23 protein-coding genes, 1 tRNA gene, 1 other RNA gene and 1 other annotated feature are annotated in these 26598 nt (G+C 32.0%); of the genes, 21 read left to right on the top strand and 4 right to left on the bottom strand.

The genetic code is table 11. From position 1 onward, the window contains the following. Positions 1-263 precede the first annotated feature (263 nt). From DW006_RS05785 to DW006_RS05810, 6 genes are read left to right on the top strand one after another with little or no spacing between them, the layout of a single operon-like run. Complete coding sequence (locus DW006_RS05785) at positions 264-626, top strand: VOC family protein (protein WP_117999438.1); 363 nt, start codon at positions 264-266, stop codon at positions 624-626. 47 nt (positions 627-673) lie between these two features. Then, on the top strand, positions 674-1201 hold the full coding sequence (locus DW006_RS05790) for a nitroreductase (RefSeq protein ID WP_117999439.1): 528 nt from the start codon (positions 674-676) through the stop codon (positions 1199-1201). 10 nt (positions 1202-1211) lie between these two features. Continuing rightward, positions 1212-1985: an ABC transporter ATP-binding protein gene (locus DW006_RS05795; RefSeq protein WP_117999440.1), complete on the top strand. Its 774-nt coding sequence runs from the start codon at positions 1212-1214 to the stop codon at positions 1983-1985. Continuing rightward, entirely contained in the window at positions 1985-3166 is a 1182-nt protein-coding gene (locus DW006_RS05800) for an ABC transporter permease (RefSeq protein ID WP_117999441.1), read from the top strand. Before DW006_RS05795 ends, DW006_RS05800 begins: the two co-directional genes overlap by 1 nt. Next, positions 3153-4301 (top strand): ABC transporter permease, encoded by a 1149-nt coding sequence (locus DW006_RS05805; RefSeq protein WP_117999442.1) that lies wholly within the window; start codon positions 3153-3155, stop codon positions 4299-4301. The genes DW006_RS05800 and DW006_RS05805 overlap by 14 nt, the downstream gene beginning before the upstream one ends. A gap of 34 nt (positions 4302-4335) precedes the next feature. Next, a complete protein-coding gene (locus DW006_RS05810; RefSeq protein WP_147337638.1) occupies positions 4336-4626 on the top strand; it encodes a hypothetical protein in 291 nt (96 codons plus the stop codon). Positions 4627-4726: 100 nt separating this feature from the next. On the opposite strand, the gene DW006_RS05815 is transcribed toward DW006_RS05810, so the two are convergent. Then, the gene (locus DW006_RS05815) at positions 4727-6055 is read right to left on the bottom strand and encodes an MATE family efflux transporter (protein ID WP_117999444.1); all 1329 of its coding nucleotides are present in this window, start codon (positions 6053-6055) and stop codon (positions 4727-4729) included. Between the two features lie 269 nt (positions 6056-6324). Between DW006_RS05815 and DW006_RS05820 the strand changes: the two genes are divergently transcribed. Further along, complete coding sequence (locus DW006_RS05820; protein WP_117999445.1) at positions 6325-6927, top strand: RNA polymerase sigma factor; 603 nt, start codon at positions 6325-6327, stop codon at positions 6925-6927. Then, positions 6908-7936 (top strand): hypothetical protein, encoded by a 1029-nt coding sequence (locus tag DW006_RS05825; RefSeq protein ID WP_117999446.1) that lies wholly within the window; start codon positions 6908-6910, stop codon positions 7934-7936. Before DW006_RS05820 ends, DW006_RS05825 begins: the two co-directional genes overlap by 20 nt. A 10-nt stretch (positions 7937-7946) precedes the next feature. On the opposite strand, the gene DW006_RS05830 is transcribed toward DW006_RS05825, so the two are convergent. Both DW006_RS05830 and DW006_RS05835 read right to left on the bottom strand, forming a co-directional pair. After that, positions 7947-8852: a TIGR01212 family radical SAM protein gene (locus DW006_RS05830; RefSeq protein ID WP_117999447.1), complete on the bottom strand. Its 906-nt coding sequence runs from the start codon at positions 8850-8852 to the stop codon at positions 7947-7949. A gap of 136 nt (positions 8853-8988) precedes the next feature. After that, a tRNA-Ser gene (locus DW006_RS05835) sits at positions 8989-9077 on the bottom strand. A 342-nt stretch (positions 9078-9419) separates the two neighbouring features. Here DW006_RS05835 and leuC point away from each other — a divergent pair. The 9 genes from leuC (at position 9420) to DW006_RS05880 (ending at position 20139) form a co-directional block, all read left to right on the top strand. After that, positions 9420-10685 carry a 3-isopropylmalate dehydratase large subunit gene (gene leuC, locus DW006_RS05840; protein ID WP_117999448.1) on the top strand — a complete coding sequence of 422 codons (1266 nt, stop codon included), beginning with the start codon at positions 9420-9422 and terminating at the stop codon, positions 10683-10685. A gap of 10 nt (positions 10686-10695) precedes the next feature. Then, positions 10696-11181 carry a 3-isopropylmalate dehydratase small subunit gene (leuD, locus tag DW006_RS05845; protein WP_117999449.1) on the top strand — a complete coding sequence of 162 codons (486 nt, stop codon included), beginning with the start codon at positions 10696-10698 and terminating at the stop codon, positions 11179-11181. Between the two features lie 16 nt (positions 11182-11197). Beyond that, entirely contained in the window at positions 11198-12688 is a 1491-nt protein-coding gene (gene thrC, locus DW006_RS05850; protein WP_117999450.1) for a threonine synthase, read from the top strand. A 184-nt stretch (positions 12689-12872) separates the two neighbouring features. Beyond that, positions 12873-13448, top strand: coding sequence for a 5'-deoxynucleotidase (yfbR, locus tag DW006_RS05855; RefSeq protein WP_117999451.1), 576 nt, complete (start codon positions 12873-12875; stop codon positions 13446-13448). 20 nt (positions 13449-13468) lie between these two features. Further along, on the top strand, positions 13469-15604 hold the full coding sequence (locus DW006_RS05860) for a DNA topoisomerase (protein WP_117999452.1): 2136 nt from the start codon (positions 13469-13471) through the stop codon (positions 15602-15604). After that, positions 15604-17424 (top strand): glutamine--fructose-6-phosphate transaminase (isomerizing), encoded by a 1821-nt coding sequence (glmS, locus tag DW006_RS05865; protein WP_117999453.1) that lies wholly within the window; start codon positions 15604-15606, stop codon positions 17422-17424. Before DW006_RS05860 ends, glmS begins: the two co-directional genes overlap by 1 nt. A gap of 213 nt (positions 17425-17637) precedes the next feature. Further along, positions 17638-18297, top strand: a complete 660-nt coding sequence (locus tag DW006_RS05870; RefSeq protein WP_022166322.1) for a transferase — start codon at positions 17638-17640, stop codon at positions 18295-18297. 62 nt (positions 18298-18359) lie between these two features. After that, positions 18360-18540, top strand: a non-coding RNA gene (gene ssrS / locus DW006_RS05875) — 6S RNA. 237 nt (positions 18541-18777) lie between these two features. Beyond that, on the top strand, positions 18778-20139 hold the full coding sequence (locus tag DW006_RS05880) for a SpoIID/LytB domain-containing protein (protein ID WP_117999454.1): 1362 nt from the start codon (positions 18778-18780) through the stop codon (positions 20137-20139). A gap of 107 nt (positions 20140-20246) precedes the next feature. Here DW006_RS05880 and DW006_RS05885 read toward each other — a convergent pair whose 3' ends face one another. Next, complete coding sequence (locus DW006_RS05885; protein WP_117999455.1) at positions 20247-21101, bottom strand: YihY/virulence factor BrkB family protein; 855 nt, start codon at positions 21099-21101, stop codon at positions 20247-20249. A 421-nt stretch (positions 21102-21522) separates the two neighbouring features. Further along, positions 21523-21743: a binding site (T-box leader), on the top strand. 309 nt (positions 21744-22052) lie between these two features. Between DW006_RS05885 and pheS the strand changes: the two genes are divergently transcribed. The 4 genes from pheS (at position 22053) to DW006_RS12035 (ending at position 26534) form a co-directional block, all read left to right on the top strand. After that, complete coding sequence (gene pheS / locus DW006_RS05890; RefSeq protein WP_022165271.1) at positions 22053-23072, top strand: phenylalanine--tRNA ligase subunit alpha; 1020 nt, start codon at positions 22053-22055, stop codon at positions 23070-23072. An 18-nt stretch (positions 23073-23090) separates the two neighbouring features. Further along, complete coding sequence (gene pheT, locus DW006_RS05895) at positions 23091-25508, top strand: phenylalanine--tRNA ligase subunit beta (protein ID WP_117999456.1); 2418 nt, start codon at positions 23091-23093, stop codon at positions 25506-25508. A 202-nt stretch (positions 25509-25710) separates the two neighbouring features. Next, positions 25711-26292 (top strand): helix-turn-helix transcriptional regulator, encoded by a 582-nt coding sequence (locus DW006_RS05900; protein ID WP_117999457.1) that lies wholly within the window; start codon positions 25711-25713, stop codon positions 26290-26292. 95 nt (positions 26293-26387) lie between these two features. Continuing rightward, positions 26388-26534: a hypothetical protein gene (locus tag DW006_RS12035; protein WP_158561080.1), complete on the top strand. Its 147-nt coding sequence runs from the start codon at positions 26388-26390 to the stop codon at positions 26532-26534. The last annotated feature ends 64 nt before the right edge of the window (positions 26535-26598 follow it).

Genomic DNA, 26598 nt, shown 5'->3' on the forward strand with positions numbered 1-26598 from the left:
ATAATTTTTCACAGAAAAATATATTTTCTATAAGAAAGCGTTCGCGTGACATCGCTTGTGCTAGCACAAAGAGATGCGTGTGGTTCTTGTTTTGTAGGCGGGCATTTGAGCTAATGCAACGTCGCTTATAGAAAATATAATTTTTCACAGAAAAATATATTTTCTATAAGAAAGGAGTTCGCGTTGAAAGAAAACTCTCTTTTTCCATTCCATATATCCTCCCAATAACGTATAATATTATTTATACGAAAAGGAGCAAGCATATGAAATTAAAAAACGTATTAATCACAGTAAGCAATATAGAAGAATCTAAAAAGTTTTACCATGACTTATTTGGTTTAGATGTTATTTTAGACACAGACGGAAATATAATTTTAACCGAAGGTCTTGTTCTTCAGGATATAAATATTTGGAAAGAAGCTTTGAATGGTGATGTGATTATGCAAAATAATGCAAGTGAACTATATTTTGAAGAAACTAATATAGAAAATTTTGTGGATAATTTAAAACAAAAATATCCTAACATTAAGTTTGTAAATGAACTTACAACTTTTAACTGGGGACAAAAGATGGTAAGGTTTTATGATTTAGACGGAAATTTAATTGAAGTGAGAACACCAATGTAGGCAGGCTTTAATAATTTGAAATTAAGAAGATTGAAAGGAGTAGCAATATGAGTGAAGTATTAAAAGAAATGAAGGAAAGAAGAAGTATTCGTAAGTACAAAAGTGAAATGGTTCCACAGGATGTACTTGATAAGATTATAGAAGCCGGTTTATATGCAGCTAGTGGAAAAGGCAAACAAAATACAATAATTATTCAGGTAACTAAAAAAGAACTTAGAGATGAAATTGCTGAAATGAATAGAAAAATTGGCGGTTGGGAAGAAGGTTTTGATCCTTTTTATGGTGCACCTGCAATGTTAATTGTTTTGACAAAGAAAGACTGGCCTACAGGAATTTATGATGGAAGTTTGGTTATGGGTAATCTAATGCTTGCAGCACATGATTTAGGTATCGGAAGTTGCTGGATACATCGTGCAAAAGAAGAATTTGAAACACAGTGGGGAAAGGAATTGCTTAAATCACTTGGAATTGAAGATGAATACGAAGGTATAGGTCATTGTGCTTTAGGTTATGTTGATGGAGAATATCCTAATACACCAGAGAGAAAAGAAAATAGAGTTTATTATATAAGATAGAGAGAAAAATATGGATAAAAATAAGAAAAAAATAATTGAAGTGTGTAATTTAACAAAAGAATACAAGAATAAGTTGGCAATTGATGACTTGTCTTTTGATGTGTATAAAGGAGAAATTTTAGGTTTACTTGGTCCTAATGGAAGTGGTAAAAGTACCTGCATTAACTCAATTTTGTCATTGCTTAAATATCAAAAAGGCACAATTAAAATTTTCGGAGAGGAAATGAAACCTGATTCCTATGATATAAAGGAAAAAATAGGGGTTATATTTCAGGATGTTGCTGTTTTTGATGAATTAAATGTATATGATAACATAAACTATTTCTGTGGCTTATATATTCAGGATAAGAAAATCAGAAAGCAGTATGTAGAAGAAGCCATTGAGTTAGTAGGTCTTGGTGAATTTAAAAAGTTTTTACCTAAACAATTGTCAGGTGGTCTTTTAAGGAGATTAAATATTGCTTGTGGAATAGCTCATAAGCCAAAATTAATTTTTTTAGATGAGCCAACAGTTGCAGTTGATCCTCAAAGTAGAAACAACATTTTAGATGGCATAAAAAAGTTAAGGGACAATGGGGCAACAATTGTTTACACAACTCATTACATGGAAGAAGTAGAAATTCTTTGTGACAGAATTATTATTTTAGATAAAGGAAAAATAATAGCTCAGGGAACAAGCGAAGAGCTAAAACAGCAGGCTAACATTGAAGAAAAAATAGAGCGTGTAGGCCCTACATTAAATGATGTATTTTTGAAATTAACAGGAAAGGAATTAAGGGACTAATGTTTATTCATAATTTGAAGTATACAATACAAACATTGTTCAAAAATAAAATATTAATATTTTGGACCTTTGCTTTTCCTATTATTTTAGGAATCTTCTTTAATATGGCGTTTTCAAATATTGAAAAGGATGAGCAGTTAAAGGTATTTGACATTGCTGTTGTTAATGACAGTCAATTTGAAAAACAGATAATTTATAAGGAAACCTTGAAAGAGTTATCTGATAAAGACAGTAAGAATCAATTGTTTAATATTAAATATGTTACAAAGAAAAAAGCGGATTCTCTTTTAGATGACTCAGAAATTGAAGGTTATATTCAATTTAAAAATAATGAACCTAATGTTGTGGTAAAAGAAAATGGTACATACGAAACTTTGCTTAAATTTGTTGTAACAGAAGTTAAACAAAACAAAAGTGTTATTGAAGAATTGTGCAAGAAAAATATAGAAACACAAATTGCAAAAGGAAATACATCTTTTGATGGAGAAAAAATTGCCAAAGAAACTTTGCTAAAAATTAATGACACACATGTTAAATTAATGGACAAATCAAATGCAAATTTAGGTTATATGCAAATTGAATTTTATACTTTAATAGCTATGGCATGTTTGTATGGTGGGACTCTTGGACTTACCGCAATTAACACTTGTTTGGCAAATATGAGTAGCAAAGGAAAAAGAATTTCAGTATCGCCTAACAGAAAAAGTATAATCGTGCTAAGTTCGGCAGTTGGCTCATATATAGTAAGCCTTGTTGGAATAGCAATTTTGATGGCATTTTTGAAATTTGTTATTAAAGTTGATTTCGGCGGTAATCTGCCATTGGTTCTTTTACTTACATTAATTGGTGATTTGGCAGGTATATCATTAGGTGTGCTTATTGCATCTGTGTTAAAGGTGTCTGAAAACGCCAAAGTAGGTATAACAATAGCTGTAACAATGTTTTTCTCTGTTTTGTCGGGTATGATGGGTGTAGCTCTTAAATATGAAATCGATAAAAACGCCCCAATAGTTAATCTTGTTAATCCTAACAATTTAATAACAGATGGTTTTTACTCATTGTATTATTACGATACATTAAACAGATATTTTAGGGATGTTTTCTATTTATTAATATTTATTGCAGTCTGTTTGATAATTTCTTTCGTAAGTTTAAGGAGGGAAAAGTATGACAGTCTTTAAAACAATATTAAAAATATTAAACAAGAAAAAAGGAATGTTGATTCTTTATACAGCAATACTTATTTCAATTACGGTTTTAAACCAAACATCAGGCAGTAATGCAGTTGATTTTGAGGACTCAAAACCGGACGTATTAATTGTAAATAAAGATGGAGATAATGCGATAACAAAAGGATTTACAGATTATATAAGCAAACATTCAGAAATAAAAGACATTGATATTAACAATGAAGAAAAGGTGGATGATGCACTTTTTTATCGAGATGTTAATTTTATTATTTACATACCGAAGAATTTTGGAAAGGATTTAATGGAGGGCAAGATGCCCACATTAGAATATAAGTCTACAAAAGACCAATATTCCTCATATACCAAAATGCTGGTAGAAAAATACATAAAAATGATAAACGTATATAAGGAATATTACACGGGAGAAGAACTTATAAGTAAAGTAAATAAAGTGGTAAATGATGAGGTAAAAGTAGAATTAAAGACTTCTCTGGATACATCAAAGTTAAGCAGTATGACAAGATATTTCAATTTCTTAAATTATGCTCTTTTGGCAGGTTGCGTATACTGTATAAGTATGATTTTAGCAAGTGTAAAAGAAAATAATGTTAGAAAAAGAACAATAATCAGTAGCTACAATTACAAAAAGTTTAACAGAATTGTTTTACTTACTAATGGTATTCTGATTCTAGTAATGTGGATTTTCTACATGGTACTTAGTGGAATTTTATTTAAAGATTTGCTTATAAGTACCAATGGCTTAGCTTACATTTTAAATGCCCTTATGTTTTCAATTTGCAGTTTAACCATAGGATTTTTTATTGGAAATATTACTCAAAATAAAAATGCCATAGGCGGAATTGTAAATGTGGTGGCGCTAGGTTCATCGTTCTTATGTGGATGTTTTGTGCCAGTAGAGTATATGCCTGATTATGTTATAAAAATAGCACACGTTTTACCAACGTATTATTTCGTTGCAAATAATGAATTAATAAAAGGTATGGAAAGATTTAATTTCACTGCTATTAAACCATTACTAATTAATGGAGCAGTAGTTTTAGGCTTTAGTATCTTGTTTACTGTCGCCACAAATATTGTAAGCCGTAAGAAACAAACAATTGCTTAAAAAAACTAAAAAAGTTATAATAGGAGAAAACAAAATGAACGAAGTTCATTTTCTAGGAATTTTTTCGACGAAATGCCGCCGACTGAAAGGAGAAATGATTATGGCAAGTGAAAAAGATATAGAAAACCTTATGAAAATGTTAGATGGTAAGGTGGAAGCAGGAACAAGCAGAATTAACGTAACAGCTATAGATGCTTTTGCTGATGGTGAGATAAAGGAAGTTCATCATCATGGAAGATGTGATGTGGGTAGTGCATGGGCAAAGGGAACAGTGAAGAATCCTGAATGTATTGATATACCTACGGAAATCGAACCAGAGGACTAGATTAATTAGAACAAAAAATGACTAAAACAAAATAAACCAGCCTTCAATAGTCATAACATAATTTGGCAAAATGAAGGCTGGTTTATTTTTCATAATCTTTTTAGCAGTTTATTTGTTTCTTGTATAAAATAAATGTTACAAATGCAGTTATAAACTCAGTAATCCAAAAACTGTGCCATACACCAGTTGAACCTATCAACAGATTCAAAATAAAAGCAAAGCCAAGCATTACGAAAATATATCGTAACATTGAGATTATCAAAGAAGAAAATCCCTTACCTAAAGCTTCAAGACTTCCTGATACAGTAATTGATACAGAGGAAATAATAAAGCCAATACTAATTATTCTTAAGGCAGTAAATCCAATTGAAATTGTATCGGGATTAGCAGTAAACAAACCAATTAATTTTCCTGGAATTAATAAACAAAGAACTGTTCCAAGTGCCATTACTGTCAATATAATTGAAAGAGCAGTTTTGAATATTTTCTTAACTCTTGTATATTCTTCGGCACCGTAATTATATGAAATTAACGGTCTCATGCCCTGCACAACTCCATTTGCAGTTAAATATAAAAACGTCTGTAATTTATAGTAGGCACCAAGCACTAGCACATAGCCTTCTGAATAAACAGAGAGAATACTGTTTAAAACTGATACCTGTAATGAAGGTAAAGCCATGTTTAAAGTAGCAGGAAAACCTATTGAGTATAGCTTCTTAACTAAATTCTTATTAAATTTTAAATCTTTCACCGAAACTTTAACAGGAATTGGTCTAAATATATAAAAAAGAATATACCCAAGTAAAGTTGCTACCTGTCCGATTACAGTGGCAATTGCCGCACCTTTAATACCAAGTTTTGGGAAAATACCTAAGCCGAAAATTAATATAGGGTCAAGGATTATATTGGTAACACAGCCTAAAATCATGCATATCATGGAAACTTTCATTTGACCCACAGCCTGAAATATTTTTTCAAAACTAATGGAAATTGCTATTGGAATTGAAAAAGCAAAAACAATATAAGAATATGTTAAGCCATTGGAAATTACATTTGCATTATCTGTAAATAGTCCAAGATACAATTTAATTGTGGAAATACAAATAATTGTTAATAGTATTCCATGAAAAATATTGCATAATAATCCTAAAGTAGTTACGTTGTTTGCTGCTTTTTGATTTTTTGCCCCTAAGTAAAAAGCAACAAGGACGTTAATACCTATTCCAAATCCTACAGTAACAGATGTTACAATGTTTTGGATTGGGTAAACTAATGACAGGGCAGTCATTGCATCTTCACTTATTTGCGCAACAAAATAACTGTCTACAATATTATATAAGGCATTTACCAGCATTGAGATTGTCATTGGTAATGCCATGGATAAAACCAACGGAAAAATTGGTTTTGTTTTCATAAAAGTCTGTTCCATTTCTTTTCTCCAACACATAAAAAATCAAGTTCCAAAAAATTATAATAAAAAATTAAATTTAATGCAATAAAAAAGAAATAGCCTTCGTATAACAATTGAACAACAAAAAAAGAAAAGGGTATGAAAAGCCCTCAGTTTGTTTTCGAAAACAATGAAATTACAGGTAACTAAAAAGATTACAGCAAATTTCTACGTTTAATATATGTTTGACTTAATAAACTTTAAATTGTACTATTGTATAGGAAAACAAAAAAAGTAGGAATGGAAGTATGGATGAAAATAAAAAACAGTATGGTAATGATGCCATAAACGAAGATTGGTTTGAAGCTATTTCAAAAGGCGATGACCAGGCATTCACAGAATTGTATTATGCCAGTTACAAGGAATTGTTTGGTTTTCTCTTATCACTAACAAGGAATAAAGAGGACGCGGAGGATTTGCTTCAAAATACATATATAAGAATTAGAAATGGTAGTCACTTATATAAAAAACAGGGTACACCAATGACTTGGATGTGTGCCATAGCAAAAAATCAATATTTAGATTTTGTTAGAAAAAATAAAAAGAATAACAGTGTAGATTACGACGAAGTTGAAAACTATGTTTCAGAGGGCATGGAAAAACAAAGCCCGCAAATGAAAAATGTAGAAGACAAAATGTTAATAGAACATATATTTAACATTTTGGGAGAAGAGGAGCGAACCATTGTTACCTTACATATGATTGATGGCTTGAAGCATAGAGAGATTGCAGAACTCGTAGGTTTATCTTTATCGACGGTGTTATCGAAATATAACCGGTCGCTTAAGAAATTGAAGAATTGTCTTGTGGATTATCAGAAAGGAGGTCATTATGCAGGAAAAAGATATTAGAGAAAAACTTAATAAGGAACTGGAAGAAATGGCTCCTGATATGTTACAAAAGATATTAGATACTCCAATTGAACCTATAAAGAGTGAAAAGGAATTATTTGGAAAAGACAGACCTTTATTTAAAGAGAAAAGTAATGTTATTCATTATTTTAAAGTACCTGCTATAGCAACATTAGTAGCAGCATGTTTCGTGGCATTAATTATGATTATGCAACCATTATTTAATTTTGGTGGAAATCAAAAACAGTTGGCATTTTCAATTGTAATTGATGTAAATCCAAGCATCACAATTGATGTAAATGACGATGGAAGTGTTAAGAAGATTAAAGGTGGCAACAAAGAAGGAAAAGCGATTGCCAACTACACGCTAAGTGAAATGCAGGATAATGACGGATATGAAAAAGCAATTAATCTTGTTGTAAAGAATCTTCGAAAAGAAGGTTATTTAAAGAAAAATAAGAAGAATGTAATGCTTGTTTCAGCAATAAATAAGTCATCAGACAACAAAGAGGAAGCAAAGAAACTTGATAGCGAAAAACTTGCACAAATTAAAACAGAAACAAACGAAGCAATTAAGATTCGTAAGTTAAAGTGTAAGGCAGTATACCAAAACGTTAAAGTTACTAAGAAAATAAAAAAGGTTGCAAGAAAGAATGATGTTTCTCTTGGAAAAGCTAACCTTTGTATTGAAATTTCAAAAGAAGATAATGAAAAAATCAGTACATTATGTCAAAGTAAAATCAGCACTTTAGTTGATAAGGCTGAACACAACAAAAATATTGTAATTGATACAGTTGAAATTTCGGATGAAGATTTTAATACAGAACCGGTAACTAATGGCGGTGAAACTGAATCTGTTTCAGATGTTCAGGAAAGTGTTTCAATGACAGAAGAAACAACAGAAATGGAAACACAGGAAACATTAGTAGAGGAGACAACAGATTCCACTCCTACAGAAACTCAAATACAAATAGAAAGCACTCAGGTTGCTACTGAAGAAACAAACTAAGTGCTTTCTGTTAAAGGTATTTACCTTGGATAATATCCATATCATTAAAATATTTATTAATATAGTTAAGAACTAATTTCTTGTTGCCGCTCCATTGAGGTTCAATGAGTAGTGACTTAGGACCGTCACCGGTTATTCTGTGAATTACAATATTTTTAGGAATAGTACATATGCATTTACCAAGAAGAGTGGCATACTCTTCAAGAGAAAATACATGAAATTTATTTAAAAGATACTCCTTTTCTAAAGGAGTATTTTTTAATATGTGAAGAAGTTGTAGCTTGATGCCTGATATAGGCTTGTTACAAACATACGAAACACTTTCCAAAATATCTGACTCAGTTTCATAAGGAAGTCCTAAAATTAAATGTACAATTACCTCCACTCCAATGGCATTTAATTTAGATACTGCATCATCAAATATATTCAATGTATATCCACGATTTATATATGTTGCTGTATCTTCATGAATTGTCTGAAGACCAAGCTCAATCCATACAGGCTTTATTTTATTTAATCTGTTCAATAAATCTATAACATCATCAGGAAGACAATCAGGTCTTGTACCAATGGATAAACACACAATATCTGGGTGATTGATGGCTTCGGTAAAAATCTTTTCAAGATAGTCTACGTTGCCGTAAGTGTTGGTAAAAGACTGAAAATATGCAATATACTTTCCATTTTTTATTTTTGTAGAAACTCTTTCTTTTGCCATTTCAATCTGCTCAGTAATAGAGTAATTGCATGATGTGGCAAACTCTCCGGAACCACCATTACTGCAAAAAATACATCCCATATCACTTAATGAGCCATCCCTGTTGGGGCAGGACAAACCTGAAGAAAGACTTAATTTGTATACTTTGCAACCATATTGATTTTTTAAATAACTGTTTAGTGAATTATATCTGTTCATGGGAGTAAGTATAGCATAAATAAAAACAAAAAAGAAATAGAGATTTTAAAAAACAAGATTGAAGAAATAAAGATTGAAGAAATAAAGATTGAAGAAATAAAAAAGTCATATGCACGAATGCATATGACATAAGTAACGGAGAAGGAGGGATTTGAACCCTCGCGCCGATGCTATCGACCTACTGGTGTTCGAAGCCAGACCCTTCAGCCACTTGGGTACTTCTCCAATATGTGTAAAAACACAATAAGTTTTATACCATATTTTGTATTTGGTTTCAACAATATAAAGAAACATAATAAAGTTATATAACAATTTTTTACAAGTTTATAAAAAATATTTTTAACGTTTTTTGAAAAATTGAAAAAATATAATATTTAATAAAAAACATTCCACTAGGGATACACACTAGTGCGAGAAGAAAATAGTTGTACGGGATATTCTTTTTTAATACTAAAAAGCCTTAAGACATTGACTATAGGGCTTTTTTCGACTAAAATAATATGGATTGTAATTTGTTAAACAATTATCTAAGATAAATGATAAATACATTTTAAGGAGGAACAAGTTATGGGAATGACTATGACTCAAAAAATTCTTGCTAAACATGCAGGACTTGATAGTGTTGTGGCAGGACAGTTAATTGAAGCTAATCTTGATTTAGTTTTAGGTAACGATGTAACTGCACCGGTTGCTATTAAGGAAATGGAAAAGATGGATGTGGATTGTGTATTTTGCAAAGACAAGATCGCTTTAGTACCAGATCACTTTACACCAAACAAAGATATTAAGTCAGCAGAACTTTACAAATGCGTAAAAGATTTCGCTGAAGAAAACGAAATTACAAATTATTTTGAAACAGGTAGAGTTGGTATTGAACATGCCCTACTTCCGGAAAAAGGATTAGTAGTTGCAGGTGATGTTGTAATTGGAGCTGATTCACATACATGTACATACGGAGCACTTGGAGCATTTTCAACAGGTGTTGGTAGTACAGACATGGCAGCAGGAATGGCTACAGGTCAGGCTTGGTTCAAAGTTCCTTCAGCTATTAAATTTAATTTAACAGGAAAACCTGCTAAGTGGGTTAGTGGAAAAGATATTATTTTACATATTATCGGTATGATTGGTGTTGATGGTGCTTTATACCGTTCAATGGAATTTATGGGTGACGGTGTTCAGTATCTTTCAATGGATGATAGATTTGCCATGACAAATATGGCAATTGAAGCAGGCGGTAAGAATGGTATTTTCATAGTTGATGATTTAACAAGAGAATACATGAAAGAACATTCAACAAAAGAATTCACAGAATATTCACCTGATGAAGATGCAGTATATGATGAAGAATATACAATTGATTTAAGTGAATTAAAACCAACAGTGGCATTTCCACATTTACCAGAGAATACAAAGACAATTGACAATGTTGGTGACGTAAAAATTGATCAGGTTGTTATTGGTTCATGTACAAACGGTAGAATTGAAGATATGAGAATTGCTGCTAAAATTCTTGAAGGAAGAGAAGTTAAGAAGGGCGTAAGATGTATTATATTCCCTGCTACACAGGCTGTTTATTTACAGTGTATAGAAGAAGGTCTTGCTTCAATATTCATTAAAGCAGGTTGTGCAGTAAGTACACCAACATGTGGTCCATGTTTAGGAGGACACATGGGTATACTTGCAAAAGGCGAAAGAGCAATAGCAACTACAAACAGAAACTTCGTAGGTCGTATGGGTGATCCTGAATCAGAAGTTTATCTTGCAAGCCCTGCTGTTGCTGCAGCAAGTGCTGTTACAGGTAAGATTTCAGGCCCTGAAGAATTAGGATTATAGGAGGTATAATATGAAGGCAGAAGGAAGAGTATTCAAATTTGGAAGCAATGTAGATACAGACGTTATTATACCGGCTAGATACCTAAATGTACCTGATCCGGCAGAATTAGCAAAACATTGCATGGAAGATATTGACAAGGAATTTGTAAATAAAGTAAGTGAAGGTGACATTATTGTTGCTGATAAGAACTTTGGTTGTGGTTCATCAAGAGAACATGCACCAATAGCTATTAAGGCGGCAGGTGTTAGTTGTGTAATTGCAGAAACATTTGCAAGAATTTTTTATCGTAACGCAATTAATATTGGTTTACCTATTATTGAATGCCCTGAGGCAGCAAAGAACATAGAAGAAGGAAATGAAATTGAAGTAGACTTTGATAGTGGTAAGATTTATAACAAAACAAAGAATGAAGAATATCAAGGTCAGGCTTTCCCTGAATTTATGCAGAAAATTATTTCAAATGGCGGACTAATTAACTATATTAATAATAAATAGAAAACGAGGAGAGACTATGAAAGAGATACTTTATAAGAGCACAAGAGGTACAGGAGAAACATTAAAGGCATCTGAAGCAATTTTAAAGGGATTAGCTGATGATGGAGGATTATTTGTACCAACAGAAATCCCAAAACTTGAAGCAACAATTGATGAGTTATCAAAGATGACATATCAGCAGGTTGCTTATGAAGTAATGAAGTTATTCTTTACTGATTTTACAGAAGAAGAATTAAAGAATTGTATTACAAAAGCCTATGATTCAAAGTTTGACACAGAAGAAATTGCACCTTTAGCAGAAGTAGACGGAGCATATTATCTTGAGTTATTCCATGGAAAGACAATTGCTTTTAAGGATATGGCATTATCAATTTTGCCACATTTACTTACAACTTCAGCTAAGAAGAACAATGTAAAAAATGAAATTGTTATCTTAACAGCAACATCAGGTGATACAGGAAAGGCTGCCATGGCAGGTTTTGCTGATGTAGAAGGAACAAGAATTATTGTTTTCTATCCTCATGGTGGTGTAAGTAAGGTACAGGAAAAGCAGATGGTTACACAGAAAGGTAATAACACATACGTTGTTGCAATTGAAGGAAACTTTGACCAGGCTCAAAGTGGTGTAAAGGCAATTTTCGGAAATAAAGAATTAGCTAAGGAAATGGATGAAAAAGGCTTCCAGTTCTCATCAGCTAACTCAATTAACATTGGTCGTCTTGTACCACAGGTTGCTTACTATGTATACGCTTATGCAAAATTATATGCAGAAGGTAAGCTTGCAAAAGATCAGAAGATGAATGTAGTTGTCCCTACAGGAAACTTTGGTAATATTTTAGCAGCATACTATGCAAAGAACATGGGACTTCCAATTGCTAAATTAATTTGTGCTTCAAATGAAAATAAAGTATTATTTGATTTCTTTAAGACAGGTGAATATGACAAGAACAGAGATTTCATTCTTACATCATCACCTTCAATGGATATTTTAATTTCAAGTAACCTTGAAAGATTAATTTACAAAATTGCAGGAAACAGTTCAGAAAAGAACAGTGAATTAATGAATGATCTTGCTACAAAAGGTAAATATACAATCACTGATGAAATGAAAGCAGAACTTGATGACTTCTACGGCAATTACGCTACAGAAGAAGAAACTGCAAAGGTAATTAAGGACACGTACGAAAAAACAGGTTATGTAATGGATACACATACAGCTGTAGCTGCAAGTACATATAAGAAATATGTTGCAGAAACAAATGATGATGCGGTAACTGTTATTGCTTCAACAGCAAGTCCATTTAAGTTCGCAAGAAGCGTTATGGATGCTATTAATCCTGAATACGATAAGCTTGATGATTTTAAATTAATCGATGAATTAAGCAAGATTGCAAATGTTAAGATTCCAAATGCAATTGAAGAAATCAGAAACGCAGAAGTTCGTCACAACAACTTAGTTGAGGTTGATGGAATGGAAGCTATAGTTAAGAAATTTTTAAATATTTAATTTTATAGTATACTCGGATATGCTAATAGAAATAAGAGCATGTTAAGGTGAATGTTGTATTTGCTTTAATATGTTCTTATTTTTTCGTAACAAAGAGAATGGGTAAATTTTAATTGGGGTAGTAAAAACAAGGTAAATTTGCTATAATTATAAGACTGTTATTTCGTGTATAGAGGAGATTAAAATGAATAATTTTTTTGGTATGTTATCAAGAATGAAATACATTAACCGTTGGGGATTAATGCGCAATAATATAAATGAAAATATTGCAGAGCACAGTTTACAGGTTGCTATCATTGCTCATGGGCTTGCAGTTATTGGAAATAAGCGCTTTGGCAGAAATTTAAATGCTGAACATATAGCCTTGATGGGAATAATGCATGATACCACAGAAATTATAACAGGTGATTTACCTACACCAATAAAATATTATGCACCTGAAATTAGGGATGCATACAAGAAAGTAGAAAACATAGCAGCAAATCAACTTCTAAAGGAATTACCGGAAGATATGCAGGAAGCATATGAGGATATATTAATCGAAGATGATTCTATCGAGTGGAAATATGTTAAGGCGGCTGACAAGCTATCAGCATATATTAAATGTATAGAAGAAAAAAATACCGGCAATACAGATTTTGCTAAGGCAGAAGATACAATAAGAAAAGCCTTAGAAGATATGCAAATGGAAGAGATAGATGTTTTTATTGAAGAATTTCTTCCGGCGTATGTAATGACTTTAGATGAGATTAATAAGTAGTTAATGAAATAGGAGAAATAATGAAAAAAGCAGTATTCATTGCGGAAAAACCAAGTGTTGCCGCCGAATTTGCAAAAGCATTAAAATTAAATACAACAAGAAAAGATGGCTATATGGAAAGCAATAATGCAATAGTCACCTGGTGCGTAGGTCATTTGGTGACAATGAGCTATCCGGAAGTCTATGATGAAAAATATAAAAAATGGAATTTAAGAGATTTGCCTTTTATTCCAACAGAGTGGAAATATGAAGTTATCCCATCTGTAAAGAAACAGTTTGAAATAGTCAAAACAATTCTTAATCGTGATGATGTTGAGACGATTTATGTTTGTACCGACTCGGGACGAGAGGGAGAATATATTTACAGATTAGTTGCACAGGAAGCAGGGGTAAAAGATAAGTCAGAGAAGAGAGTTTGGATTGATTCCCAGACTGAGGAAGAAATTCTACGTGGTATAAAAGAGGCAAAAGACTTAAAGGAATACGACAATCTCTCAGATGCAGCATATTTAAGAGCAAAAGAAGATTATTTAATGGGAATTAATTTTTCCAGATTACTTACATTAAAATATGGAAATTCAATTCAAAATTATTTAAAAGACGGTTGGAAATCCATAAATGTTGGTAGAGTAATGACTTGTGTGTTAGGGATGATCTGTAACAGGGAACGTGAAATAAGAGGGTTTGAGAAAACTCCTTTTTACAGAGTTATGGCACAAACTGACATTGCAGGCAGAATAATAGATACAGAATGGAAAGCTGTTAAAGGTTCAAAGTTTTTCGAATCGCCATTACTTTACAAAGAAAATGGATTTAAAGAAAAAACTACGGCAGTGGCGTTAATTGAGGCTTTAGAAAAACATGGCCCAATGGAGCTTGAAAACAGTGATTTGGCTAATGAACTTAATGTAAAGCCACCATATCCTCTTGAAATGACAATCAAGTCAATTACAATGAAGGATGAAAAAAAGCAAGCTCCGTTATTATATAATCTTGCTGAATTACAAAACGATTGTTCAAAAATGTTTAAGATTAGCCCTGATGAAACTTTAAATGTTGTTCAGCAGCTATATGAGGCTAAACTTGTTACATATCCAAGAACAGATGCAAGAGTTTTATCAACGGCTGTTAGTAAGGAAATTTCAAAAAACATAAGTGGTTTACAAAATTATGGTCCTTGTAGTGGTTTTGCAAAAAAAATATTGCAGGCAGGCTCTTACAAAGGTTTGGAGAAAACAAAATATGTTGATGATAAAAAGATTACAGACCATTATGCCATAATTCCTACAGGTCAGGGATTGAACGGTTTAGCTAAACAAAAAGGCATAAATCAAAGAGTTTATATGGTTATTGTAAGAAGATTTTTAAGTATTTTTTATCCACCGGCAATTTACAAGAAGGCTACATTAATAGGCATAATGCCTGGAACATATACAGATGAAACTACTACAACAGAGCAGTTTTCGTCTAATTTCAAGATACTTGTACAAAAAGGATACTTTGAAATTGTAGGTGTTCCAAAAGAAAAAAAGAAAGCCGAAGCAAAATCAAAAGATAATAAAGAAAAAGATAGTGAAAACAATGAAAATGAAGCTAGTGAAAATCAAGGAAAAAATCTTGATGAAGAATTCTTTAATTTGTTGTATAATATGAAAAAAGGTGACAAAATATCAATTACACAATGTAATATTAAGGAAGGTGAAACAACACCACCTAAGCGATATACATCAGGTTCTTTAATTTTGGCTATGGAAAATGCAGGCCAGTTAATTGAAGATGAAGATTTAAGAGCACAGATAAAAGGTTCAGGAATTGGCACAAGTGCAACAAGAGCTGAAATTATTAAGAAACTGACGAATATTAAATATATTGCATTAAACAAAAAGACACAGGTTATAACACCTACTCAATTAGGTGAAATGATATTTGGCGTTGTTCATGGCTCAATTAAGTCATTACTTAATCCGGAACTGACAGCAAGTTGGGAATTAGGTTTAACTCAGGTTGCAGAAGGAAAGATAACGGCAGATGAGTATATGGATAAATTAGACAGCTTTATTAAGGGAAGATTCAAGAATGTAATTAACCTTAATAACGCAGGTCAAATGGTTAGTTATTATAACTATGTGGCGCAATTTTATAGGAGGAAAAAATAATGTGCGGAATAGTTGGATATATTGGTGAAAGAGATTGTACAGAGGTACTTTTGAATTCATTATCAAAATTAGAATATAGAGGATATGATTCAGCAGGAATTGCTGTATTTGAAAATGGAAATATAACAGTAGAAAAATCAAAAGGTGAGTTAGCTAATCTTAGAAAAAAAATAGAAGAAGACCATAAGCCTGATGGACATTGTGGAATTGGTCATACAAGATGGGCTACACATGGTGAACCATCAGATATTAATTCACATCCACATGGAAGTAAGAGAGTATCTATTGTACACAATGGTATTATTGAAAACTACAAGGATATTAAGAAATTCCTTATTGGAAAGGGATATTCATTTATTAGTGAAACAGACACAGAAACAGTTGCAAAATTATTAGATTACTACTATGAAGGTGATCCTATAGATGCAATTATTAAGACTTTAAATGACATAAGAGGAGCTTATGCTTTAGGAATTTTATTTAAGGATTTTCCTGATAAAATATTTGCAGTTAGAAAAGACAGCCCATTAATTATTGGTGTTGGTGATGAAGAAAACTTTATAGCATCTGATGTGCCTGCAATTTTACAGTACACAAGAAAGTATTATCTTCTTGAAGAGAATGAAATTGCAACAATTAAGGCAGACAGAGTTGAATTCTGTGATATACACAAACAGGAAATTGTAAAAGAAGTAAAAGTTTCAGATTTAGATATGGATGCTGCTGAAAAAGGTGGATATGAACATTTTATGTTAAAAGAAATCCACGAACAGCCAACTGCAGTTAAGACTACAATTGCACCAAGAATTGTTAATGGAATGCCTGATTTGTCAGAATGTGGTTTAACAGATGAAATGTTAAAGAATTACAGAAAAATATTTGTAGTTGCATGTGGTACAGCATGCCATGCAGGTATGGTTGGAAAATATGTTATTGAGAAATTAGCAAGAACAGAAGTAACTGTTGATATTGCATCAGAATTCAGATATAGAGATCCAATCGTAACACCTGAAGATTTAGTAATTGTAATTTCACAGTCAGGTGAAACAGCAGATACAAAGGCAGCCTTAAAATTAGCAAAAGAAAGAGGTGCAAAAGTATTAGCTATTGTTAATGTAAAAGGCTCTTCAATTGCAAGAGAAGCAGACATGGTTCTTTACACACATGCAGGTCCTGAAATTTCAGTTGCATCAACAAAGGCATTTTCAGTGCAGATGGCAGTAATGTATTTGTTAGCATTTGAAATGGCTTATGCAAAGGGATGCATTGACAAGGAAGAATGTATGAGACTTACAAAGGAATTATCAGATATACCTGATGTAATTGAAGAAACAATGAAGTGTGCTGACAGATGTCAGTATGTTGCAAGTAAGTTAGTAACAGCAACAAGCTTATTATATATCGGTCGTGGACTTGATTATACATTAAGTATGGAGGGTTCACTTAAATTAAAAGAAATTTCATATATTCATTCAGAAAGTTATGCTGCAGGAGAATTAAAACATGGTACTATCTCATTAGTAACTGATCAGATGCCTGTAATTAGTGTTGCAACACAGAGTGAATTACTTGAAAAAATGGTAAGTAATATTGTAGAAGTAAAATCAAGAGATGCTTTCACTATTACAGTAACAAAAGAAGGAACAGAATTTAGTGAAGGTGTTATGGATGAGGTTATAGAAATACCTGCTTTAGAAGATATTCTAATGCCATTAGTAACTGTAATACCACTTCAGTTAATTGCATACTATACAACAGTATTAAAAGGCTTAAATGTAGATAAACCAAGAAACCTTGCAAAATCAGTAACTGTAGAATAATCGCGAACACATTAAGCGATACAAAAACAAAATGGAAGAGCATTTGCAAGTTTACTTGCAAATGCTATTTCATTTTTGTTTTTACAGCGCGCATGCGCGCGTGGTTATTGAAAAAGAATTGTGAATACAATTCTTTTCAATAACAATCGCTTAATGTAAGTAGATTCATAGATATAACAATCGCTTAATATTAATGGAAAGAAAGGAGACAATATGTACACAATAAAAGACATGTACGATTTAAACGAAACAATCGCATCAGATTTATTTATAAACAAAACATATCCATGGGAGGTTCTTGGTGACATCGAGCAGTTTATTTTAAAATTAGGCCCAACACTTCCACAGGATGAATTCGACCATCCTGAAGAAAATATTTGGATTCACAAATCAGTAACAGTAGCAAAAACTGCTACATTAAACGGTCCATTAATTATTGATGCAGATACAGAGGTAAGACCGGGAGCTTTTATTAGAGGAAAAGCAATTGTTGGAAAAAACTGCGTTGTAGGTAACTCAACAGAATTAAAGAATGTTGTTTTATTTAATACAGTACAGGTTCCGCATTATAACTATGTTGGAGACAGTATTTTAGGAACACATTCACATATGGGAGCAGGTTCAATTACATCAAATGTAAAATCTGATAAAACATTAGTTGTTGTCAAAGGAAAAGACGAACAAATTGAAACCGGTTTAAAGAAGTTTGGGGCAATGCTTGGCGATTACGTTGAAGTAGGTTGTAATTCTGTTTTAAATCCGGGAACTGTAATTGGCAGACATTGTAATATTTATCCATTGTCAAGTGTAAGAGGGGTAATTCCTGAAAATCATATATTTAAAAATAAAGATGAAATAGTTGAAAAAAATTAGAAAAAAACTATATTTTGTAAAATAAAAATTATTGCAAAATTGTTTTCAGTAGACTATAATAATCTTACCTGAGATGTTGGTTTGAAACCTGTTAATTTTGAACCTACAGTTTGATTAAAGGGATTCCTATATCTCTAAAGGGATGTCAAGCCTCCTTGTGAGTGGAAGGCAGTAACTTTAGATGCGGTTGCCCACCTGGCGTTTGCTAGGACTCAAAACACAGGACGGCATTTCGGGTATTACTAAAGAATAGAAAGCGTAGTATACCATGTATGCTACGCTTAATTTTTTATATAATAGAAATTCTTTGGAAATTTCTATTATATAAAACGTTCCACTATGGATGCACACTGGTGCGAAAAGAAAATAGTTGCGTGGCAACACGCACTCGGTGCGTATAATGTGGCCAGCGATATTCTTATTTTGTAATACAAATTCTTTTAGGATAGTAACTAATTTTATTATATAAGGGAGTATAGAATGAAAAAAATTATAATACCAATACTTATATTTTTAGTAGTAAGTTTATGTTTTCTAAACTATGAATGTCAGGAAACTGTAATGAAAATTGATGCTGCATTAAACAGTGATACTCCTAAAAATCAAAACTTGGAAAAAACTACCAAAATACAGGAAACAAAAGGAAAAGTTAATCTAAATACATATAAAAGAAAGTACGTAAACATATTACTTACAAATAATTTTGACACTAATATTTATCAGAAAAAAATTATATTAAAAGGAAAATCATTAAATGTTTACTATGGGAAAAAATACAGTAACAAAACAAATAAAAGAAAGATAGAAATTACAACAGAAAGTTACATGTTCAAAAAGAACAATGTACTAAAAATTTATTCTAATAACATTGAGTGGGCTAACCATAATGTTGAGCATAATTCCCCAGTGTATTCAGGAACTTTTTACATATATAAGACTTCTAAAGGGATGGTAATAGTTAATCGGGTAGCAGTAGATGATTATATTTCAAAAGTTGTATCAAGTGAAATAGGTGGAGAAGCTCCTATGGAGGCTTTAAAAGCGCAGGCTGTTTGTGCCAGAACCTATATACTTAAATGCTCAAAGTCAAAATACAAAAAATATAATGCGATAGCAGATGACAGTACATCTTATCAGGTATATAACCGAATTGGCGAAAATAATAAAACAAAAAAAGCAGCTAAGGCAACCAATGGTATTGTTATGACTTATGAAAATGAACTGATTAACGCATATTATTTTTCAACTTCATGTGGCTATACTACAGATTATAGGATATGGGGCAAAGAAAAAAAGCTATACCTTCAAGGAACGAATCTTACAAAAAATAAAACAGATATTATTGAAGAAAAAAACTTCAAAAAAATAATAACAAAAAATATAAAATCCTATGAAGACAAATATCCATTTTATAGGTGGAAAACTATTTTGACTTCAAATGAAATTAGTCAGACTATTAGTACCACATATAGAAAGAATCTGGGAAAAATAGAAAAGATTGAAATTTTAGAAAGAGGAACTGGAGGTATAGCATCACAAATTTTAGTTAATGGAAACAAAGGAAAAATAATTATAAAAGGACAAAGTGATATTAGAAAGAATATATATCATTATGGTATGAAAATAAAATTAAATGGTGGAAGTGAAGTTAATAATATATCAATGCTACCAAGTGCGTTTATTTATATAGAAAAAGCCGGAAATAATTACATAATTTGGGGTGGTGGATTTGGTCATGGTAGTGGCATGAGTCAAAATGCTGCCATTGAAATGGCTAAGGAAGGACGTCCATACGATTACATTTTAAAAAAGTTCTATCATAAGATAGAACTTTCTAAATAATCGGCCATATTTGGTTTTCGATATAAAAGTATATAGAATTATTTTAAATAAAGATATATAATTTCCAAAATGAAAATTAATAATATTTAAATGCAATCTAATAAAATTTATAAAATATTACTCGTATCTAAATGTTTTGCTTCAGTTTCAGGGTATATTTTTTTATTAATTTCTGCACCGATAAAGAAAATATAAATACAAAAATAAACCCATAACATAAGAATAATGAAGGCTGTTAAACTGCCATACATATAAGTCATGTTTGCAAAATTATCAATATACAAAGAAAAAACATAAGAGAAAACCAACCAGCCAAGAGCGCTAAACATTGCCCCTGGTATTGATTTTGCAAATGTTGTAAGACGTATATTTGCAAATTTATAAATAGTCATAAAGAATATTGTTAAAATAATGAAAGACAGAGAATATCTTAACATTAATGTTAGAAGTGTAATGTTTTTTAAAACCGGAAACAGTGAAATAAGCAATGTGAAAATTTTATTTCCAAATACAAGTAAAACCATTGTAAGAATAATTGCAACTACAAAGAAAACTGTATAAATCATAGAAATAAATCTTGAAAGGAAATAGTTTCGGTTTTGATGTATTTTGCTGATTTCATATAAGCCGAACATTACTGATAATACCCCTTTAGAAGCTGACCAAATAGCAATAATAGCTGTAATTGAGATGGCAGTTCCTGAAACGTGGGTATAAAGTTCTTCAACAATTTGTACCAGTAATGGTTTAATGGTTTCAGGCGCATAATAGTTTAATAGTCTAATTATGTAGTTAGAATCCAAACTTGTCATACCTAAAACATTAAGGAACAGAAGCAAAAAAGGAAAAATTGACAAAATAATAAAGAAAGAAGCCTGAGCTGTATAAATGCCAACTTTGTCTTTTGCCATTCTGAAACAAAAGTCATATATTCTAAAAAAAAGCCTGCTAACTTTTTTCATGTGAATCTCCAATCATAAAAAATTTGTTCTTGATGTACATGTTGAAATACCTATGGTAGCTTAACTTTTTCAACTAATATATAATATAGTGAGTGCACAGGTGTGCTAATCATTTCAACACTGCAATCTTGTATATATTATGTTTTTTTTCAAACAATATATGTGAAATTATAGCATTAATTTCTTAAAGTAACAATCAAATAAATTTAAGAGAAAACACGCAGTTAAATTTAAGGCAAAGCATACAATTAATCAAAATGACTTGCAATAATTTGTATGAATACATATGCGAGAGAACCATAAAAAATGTGTTTAACATAGAAAGAAAAAGTGCCTTATATACAGACCTAATATATAGTAAAATATGTTTTATTAGTTTGGTTGACACTAAAAAATATCTATGTTAAAATATTTTTCGTTGACAAAGGCATTGAATGTGCAAAGTAGGATATTTTTATTCTTTAAGAGAGAAAGACTCATCGGCTGGAAGGTCTTTTAAGTAACAAAAATATGTGAATTTCCCACAGGAGCCTCACTTGTGAAATCAAAGTAGCATGTGACGTTTAATACGCGTTAAGTATTTTGAGAGTTCACGTTTGTGAAAATAAGGGTGGTACCGCGGATAGATATTTCGTCCCTGCATTTTTATGCAGGGACTTTTCTTTTGCATAAAAATATTTTAATTTTACAAAATTTTTTTATAAATATTTTCGGTAATATAATTTTGTGAAATTAATACATTTTATTCTTTTATAAGTGAATATTGACGGTAAACAAACATTGAGAAAACTTTTGAAGCCCGTCGGTTCATTAAGGCAGCGTAGCTGGCTTGATAGAACCGCTACGAGGCGTAAGAAGCGGGAGCGTGTTTTCGAAATGTTAGGTTTGCCGGAAAGATTCACGTGGGGAAAGGATAGAGACATTATTATCTTATAGAAAGGATACTGTACAATGAAGGAAAGATTAGAAGCAATTAGAGAACAGGCAATTGCAAAAATCAAAGATGCCAAGGACATTAGTGTACTTAATGATGTAAGAGTAGAGATTCTTGGTAAAAAAGGACAGCTTACTGAAGTATTAAAAGGTATGAAGGATGTTGCCCCTGAAGACAGACCAAAAGTTGGTCAGCTTGTAAATGATACAAGAAAGCGTATTGAAGAAGAATTAGAAAATGTAAAGAAAGACCTTGAAGCAAAAGCAAGAGAGGCTAAGCTTAAAGCAGAAGTTATTGATGTTACTTTACCTGCAAAGAAAAATAAAGTGGGTCATAAGCATCCAAATACTTTAGCTTTAGAAGAACTTGAAAGAATTTTCGTAGGAATGGGTTACGAAGTTGTTGAAGGGCCTGAAGTTGAATTTGACCATTACAATTTTGAAGCTTTAAATATACCTGAAAATCATCCTGCAAAAGATGAACAGGATACATTCTATATAAATAAAAATATCGTACTTAGAACTCAGACTTCATCAGTTCAGGCAAGAGTAATGGAAAATACTCAGCCACCTATTAGAATTGTTAGTCCGGGTAGAGTATTTAGATCTGACCAGGTAGATGCAACTCATTCACCATCATTCCACCAGATTGAAGGTTTGGTAATTGATAAGAATGTAACTATGGCTGATTTAAAGGGTACTTTAGAGCAGTTTGCAAAAGAACTTTTTGGTGAAAATACAAAGATTAAGTTTAGACCACATCACTTCCCATTTACAGAACCAAGTGCAGAAGTTGACGTTACATGCTTTAAGTGTGGCGGTAAAGGATGTAGATTCTGTAAGGGTGAAGGCTGGATTGAAATTCTTGGTTGTGGTATGGTTCATCCACATGTACTTGAAATGGGTGGAATTGACCCTAATGAATATCAGGGATTTGCATTTGGTGTAGGTCTTGAAAGAATCGCATTACTTAAATACGAAATCGACGACATGAGATTATTATATGAGAACGATGACCGTTTCTTAAATCAGTTTTAATTAAAGGAGGGAATTATAATGAATACACCACTATCATGGATTAAGGCATACGTTCCTGACCTTGAATGTACTGATCAGGAATACATGGATGCAATGACTTTATCAGGAACAAAGTGCGAAGGTTTTGAAAGACTTGACGCTGACCTTGATAAAATTGTTGTTGGACAAATTGAAAAAATTGAAAAGCACCCTGATGCAGATAAATTAGTTATTTGCCAGGTTAATATTGGAACAGAAACAACTCAGATCGTTACAGGTGCAACAAATGTAAAAGAAGGATTAAAAGTACCTGTTGTATTAGACGGTGGTAGAGTTGCAGGAGGACATGACGGAAAGAAGACTCCTGGTGGAATTAAAATCAAAAAAGGAAAACTTCGTGGTGTTGAATCAAACGGAATGATGTGTTCTATTGAAGAATTAGGTTCAACTACAGAATTTTATCCTGAAGCACCTGAAAATGGTATTTATATTTTTGATGACAGTGTAGAAGTAGGAGCTGATGCTGTAGAAGTATTAGGCTTACATGATACAGTTTTCGAATACGAAATTACATCTAACAGAGTAGATTGCTATAGCGTATTAGGAATTGCTAGAGAAGCTGCAGCAACATTTAGAAAGCCATTTGTTGCTCCTGAAGTTAAGGCTGTTGGAAAAACAGGTGATGTAAATGATTACATCAAAGTAGAAGTAAAGGATGCAGAGCTTTGCCCAAGATACTGTGCTAAGGTTGTTAAAAATGTAAAGATTGCTCCATCACCTGAATGGATGCAGAGAAGACTTAGTGCCTGTGGTATCAGACCAATTAATAACTTAGTTGATATTACAAACTATGTTATGGAAGAATTTGGTCAGCCAATGCATGCGTATGATCTTTCAACAATCAAAGGAAACAAGATTGTGGTACGTCGTGCAGAAGACGGTGAAAAATTCACAACATTAGATGGACAGGAAAGAACATTAGACAGAGATATGCTTATGATTTGTGATGAAGAAAAAGCAATTGGTTTAGCTGGAATCATGGGTGGAGAAAACTCAATGATTACAGATGATGTTCAGGATATGTTATTTGAAGCTGCATGCTTTGATGGTACAAATATCCGTCTTTCATCTAAGAGAGTTGGTCTTAGAACTGACGCATCAGGAAAGTTTGAGAAAGGACTTGATCCTAACAATGCAGAAGCAGCTATTAACAGAGCATGCCAGTTAATCGAAGAATTAGGCGCAGGTGAAGTAGTTGAAGGAATGGTTGATTTCTATCCTGAAAAGAAGGAAGAACATCAGATTAAATTTGATCCTGATTATGTAAATAATCTGATTGGATTTGATTTAACAGAAGAAGAAATGATTAGCTACTTCCCAGCTTTAGAATTAGAATATGATAAAGAAACAAAGATGATTACAGTTCCTACATTTAGACAGGACTTAATCGGCATGTGTGATATTGCAGAAGAAATTACAAGATTCTACGGATATGATAAGATTCCTACAACATTACCTTCAGGAGAGGCAACTTCAGGAAAATTATCAGAAAAATTAAGAATTGATGAACTTGCAAGAAGTGTTGCTTTATACTGTGGTTTCTCACAGGGAATGACATATTCATTTGAAAGTCCAAAGGTATTTGATAAATTACTTTTACCTGAAGATAGTGAATTAAGAAAAACAGTTACAATTTCAAATCCTTTAGGAGAAGACTTCAGTGTTATGAGAACAACATCTCTTAACGGTATGCTTACATCACTTGCAACAAACTACAACAGACGTAACAAAGATGTAAGATTATTTGAAATGGGTAATATTTATATTCCAAAGGCATTACCTGTAACTGACCTCCCAGATGAAAGAATGCAGTTTACATTAGGATTCTACGGAGATGGAGATTTCTTCACAATGAAAGGTGTTGTAGAAGAATTTTTAGGACAGGTTGGAATTGACAAAGACATTTCTTACGATGCAAAGGCTGGTAAGACATTCCTTCATCCGGGAAGACAGGCAAATGTTGTATACAATGACACAGTTATCGGATACTTAGGAGAAGTTCATCCAACAGTTTGCGAAAATTACAATATGAAAACAAGAGCATATGTTGCTGTTATTGATATGCCATATATTTACCAAATGGCAAACTTCGACAAGAAGTATGAAGGCATTGCAAAATTTCCAGCTGTTTCACGTGATATTTCAATGGTTGTACCAAAAGAAATTTTGGTTGGTGACATTGAAGCAGTTATTAAGCAGCGTGGTGGAAAAATCCTTGAAAGCTATAGCTTATTTGACATTTACGAAGGTGATCAGATTGAAAAAGGATTTAAGTCAGTTGCTTACAATATTGTATTTAGAGCAAAAGACAGAACTCTTGAAGAAAACGACATTGCAGGAGCAATGAAGAAAATTCTTAACGGATTAGAGCGTTTAGGAATCCAGTTGAGAGGCTAGAATGTGACGATTATTTGATAAATATTTTTATCTGAATAGTTATAAAAAAATTAAGAAAGATGAGTATTATCTTTCCCAAATGAAGTTGGGAGGGAAATATTCATCTTTTTTTGTTTTTGGGGAGAATTAATATTATATATCTTAATATAATGTTGACACTAATTCGGTTAACCGATATATTATAGAAAAGGAGGTAGATTCAATGATTATTAATGAGTTGCTTGAAAAAGAAAAAATGTCCAGATATCGTTTAAGCAAAGAGAGTGGAGTGGCAATGACAACAATTACGGATATTTGTAGTGGTAAAGCAGATATTAATAAGTGCGCTGCGGGAACTTTGCATAAAATTGCCAAAGTATTAGGAGTGACAGTAGACTCAATATTAGATAATAATTATCAGGGTAGTGTTGATTATAGATGTTCATTTGAAACTTTCAAGAGCAATACATGTCATCATGTAAAGGATATGGGAGATATAGATTTTATTATTGAAACACTTGAGTCTGATGAAATAGGAAAGCTTTACAAACGTAGATGGTATAGAGAATCGATGTATCTGTTGGCAATGATTGATTACTTATCAAGAATGAATAATCTACCACTTTGTACAAATTATAATGAAATCCGTTCAAAAAAACTTGATAATCCATGTTTCTCAGCAGGTGTTACAGTTGCCTATGCAGCAACTGGAGATGAAAGTATAAAAGAAAAAGCTCTTGCTAATGCGATTCCTGAATTTATGCGATTCAACATAGTGGAAAGCGAGGTACGAGATGTTTGTTAATAAGCCCTTCACAAAGGAAAATTTAGATATTTATTTGAAAGAATTTACCAGAAGATTCAAGAACATTTATTGAAGCTATTTATCAGAAAGATGATTTGCATGAATTTTATAATAAATGTAAAAATATTGAAGAAGAAAATAAAGACAATTTGGTAGATTTTCAAGAAGATTATCCAGGAGTGCTTAATGTAGATAATCTTGAGTATATATTAAAAGCTGCAAGAGGAAAAAAGAAAAAATAAGAGGAATAGTTTATTCCACCAACTAATGACAAAAATATAAGAATAGTGTAAAATAGATTAGTTG

Source organism: Eubacterium sp. AF36-5BH (assembly GCF_003460505.1).
Classification (GTDB): domain Bacteria; phylum Bacillota; class Clostridia; order Lachnospirales; family Lachnospiraceae; genus Eubacterium_G.

Bases quoted from the DNA above. Each gene is read 5' to 3' on its own strand.
- DW006_RS05785 (WP_117999438.1), top strand. From the start codon at position 264: ATGAAATTAAAAAACGTATTAATCACAGTAAGCAATATAGAAGAATCT.
- DW006_RS05790 (WP_117999439.1), top strand. From the start codon at position 674: ATGAGTGAAGTATTAAAAGAAATGAAGGAAAGAAGAAGTATTCGTAAG.
- DW006_RS05795 (WP_117999440.1), top strand. From the start codon at position 1,212: ATGGATAAAAATAAGAAAAAAATAATTGAAGTGTGTAATTTAACAAAA.
- DW006_RS05800 (WP_117999441.1), top strand. From the start codon at position 1,985: ATGTTTATTCATAATTTGAAGTATACAATACAAACATTGTTCAAAAAT.
- DW006_RS05805 (WP_117999442.1), top strand. From the start codon at position 3,153: ATGACAGTCTTTAAAACAATATTAAAAATATTAAACAAGAAAAAAGGA.
- DW006_RS05810 (WP_147337638.1), top strand. From the start codon at position 4,336: ATGAACGAAGTTCATTTTCTAGGAATTTTTTCGACGAAATGCCGCCGA.
- DW006_RS05815 (WP_117999444.1), bottom strand. From the start codon at position 6,055: ATGGAACAGACTTTTATGAAAACAAAACCAATTTTTCCGTTGGTTTTA.
- DW006_RS05820 (WP_117999445.1), top strand. From the start codon at position 6,325: ATGGATGAAAATAAAAAACAGTATGGTAATGATGCCATAAACGAAGAT.
- DW006_RS05825 (WP_117999446.1), top strand. From the start codon at position 6,908: ATGCAGGAAAAAGATATTAGAGAAAAACTTAATAAGGAACTGGAAGAA.
- DW006_RS05830 (WP_117999447.1), bottom strand. From the start codon at position 8,852: ATGAACAGATATAATTCACTAAACAGTTATTTAAAAAATCAATATGGT.
- leuC (WP_117999448.1), top strand. From the start codon at position 9,420: ATGGGAATGACTATGACTCAAAAAATTCTTGCTAAACATGCAGGACTT.
- leuD (WP_117999449.1), top strand. From the start codon at position 10,696: ATGAAGGCAGAAGGAAGAGTATTCAAATTTGGAAGCAATGTAGATACA.
- thrC (WP_117999450.1), top strand. From the start codon at position 11,198: ATGAAAGAGATACTTTATAAGAGCACAAGAGGTACAGGAGAAACATTA.
- yfbR (WP_117999451.1), top strand. From the start codon at position 12,873: ATGAATAATTTTTTTGGTATGTTATCAAGAATGAAATACATTAACCGT.
- DW006_RS05860 (WP_117999452.1), top strand. From the start codon at position 13,469: ATGAAAAAAGCAGTATTCATTGCGGAAAAACCAAGTGTTGCCGCCGAA.
- glmS (WP_117999453.1), top strand. From the start codon at position 15,604: ATGTGCGGAATAGTTGGATATATTGGTGAAAGAGATTGTACAGAGGTA.
- DW006_RS05870 (WP_022166322.1), top strand. From the start codon at position 17,638: ATGTACACAATAAAAGACATGTACGATTTAAACGAAACAATCGCATCA.
- DW006_RS05880 (WP_117999454.1), top strand. From the start codon at position 18,778: ATGAAAAAAATTATAATACCAATACTTATATTTTTAGTAGTAAGTTTA.
- DW006_RS05885 (WP_117999455.1), bottom strand. From the start codon at position 21,101: ATGAAAAAAGTTAGCAGGCTTTTTTTTAGAATATATGACTTTTGTTTC.
- pheS (WP_022165271.1), top strand. From the start codon at position 22,053: ATGAAGGAAAGATTAGAAGCAATTAGAGAACAGGCAATTGCAAAAATC.
- pheT (WP_117999456.1), top strand. From the start codon at position 23,091: ATGAATACACCACTATCATGGATTAAGGCATACGTTCCTGACCTTGAA.
- DW006_RS05900 (WP_117999457.1), top strand. From the start codon at position 25,711: ATGATTATTAATGAGTTGCTTGAAAAAGAAAAAATGTCCAGATATCGT.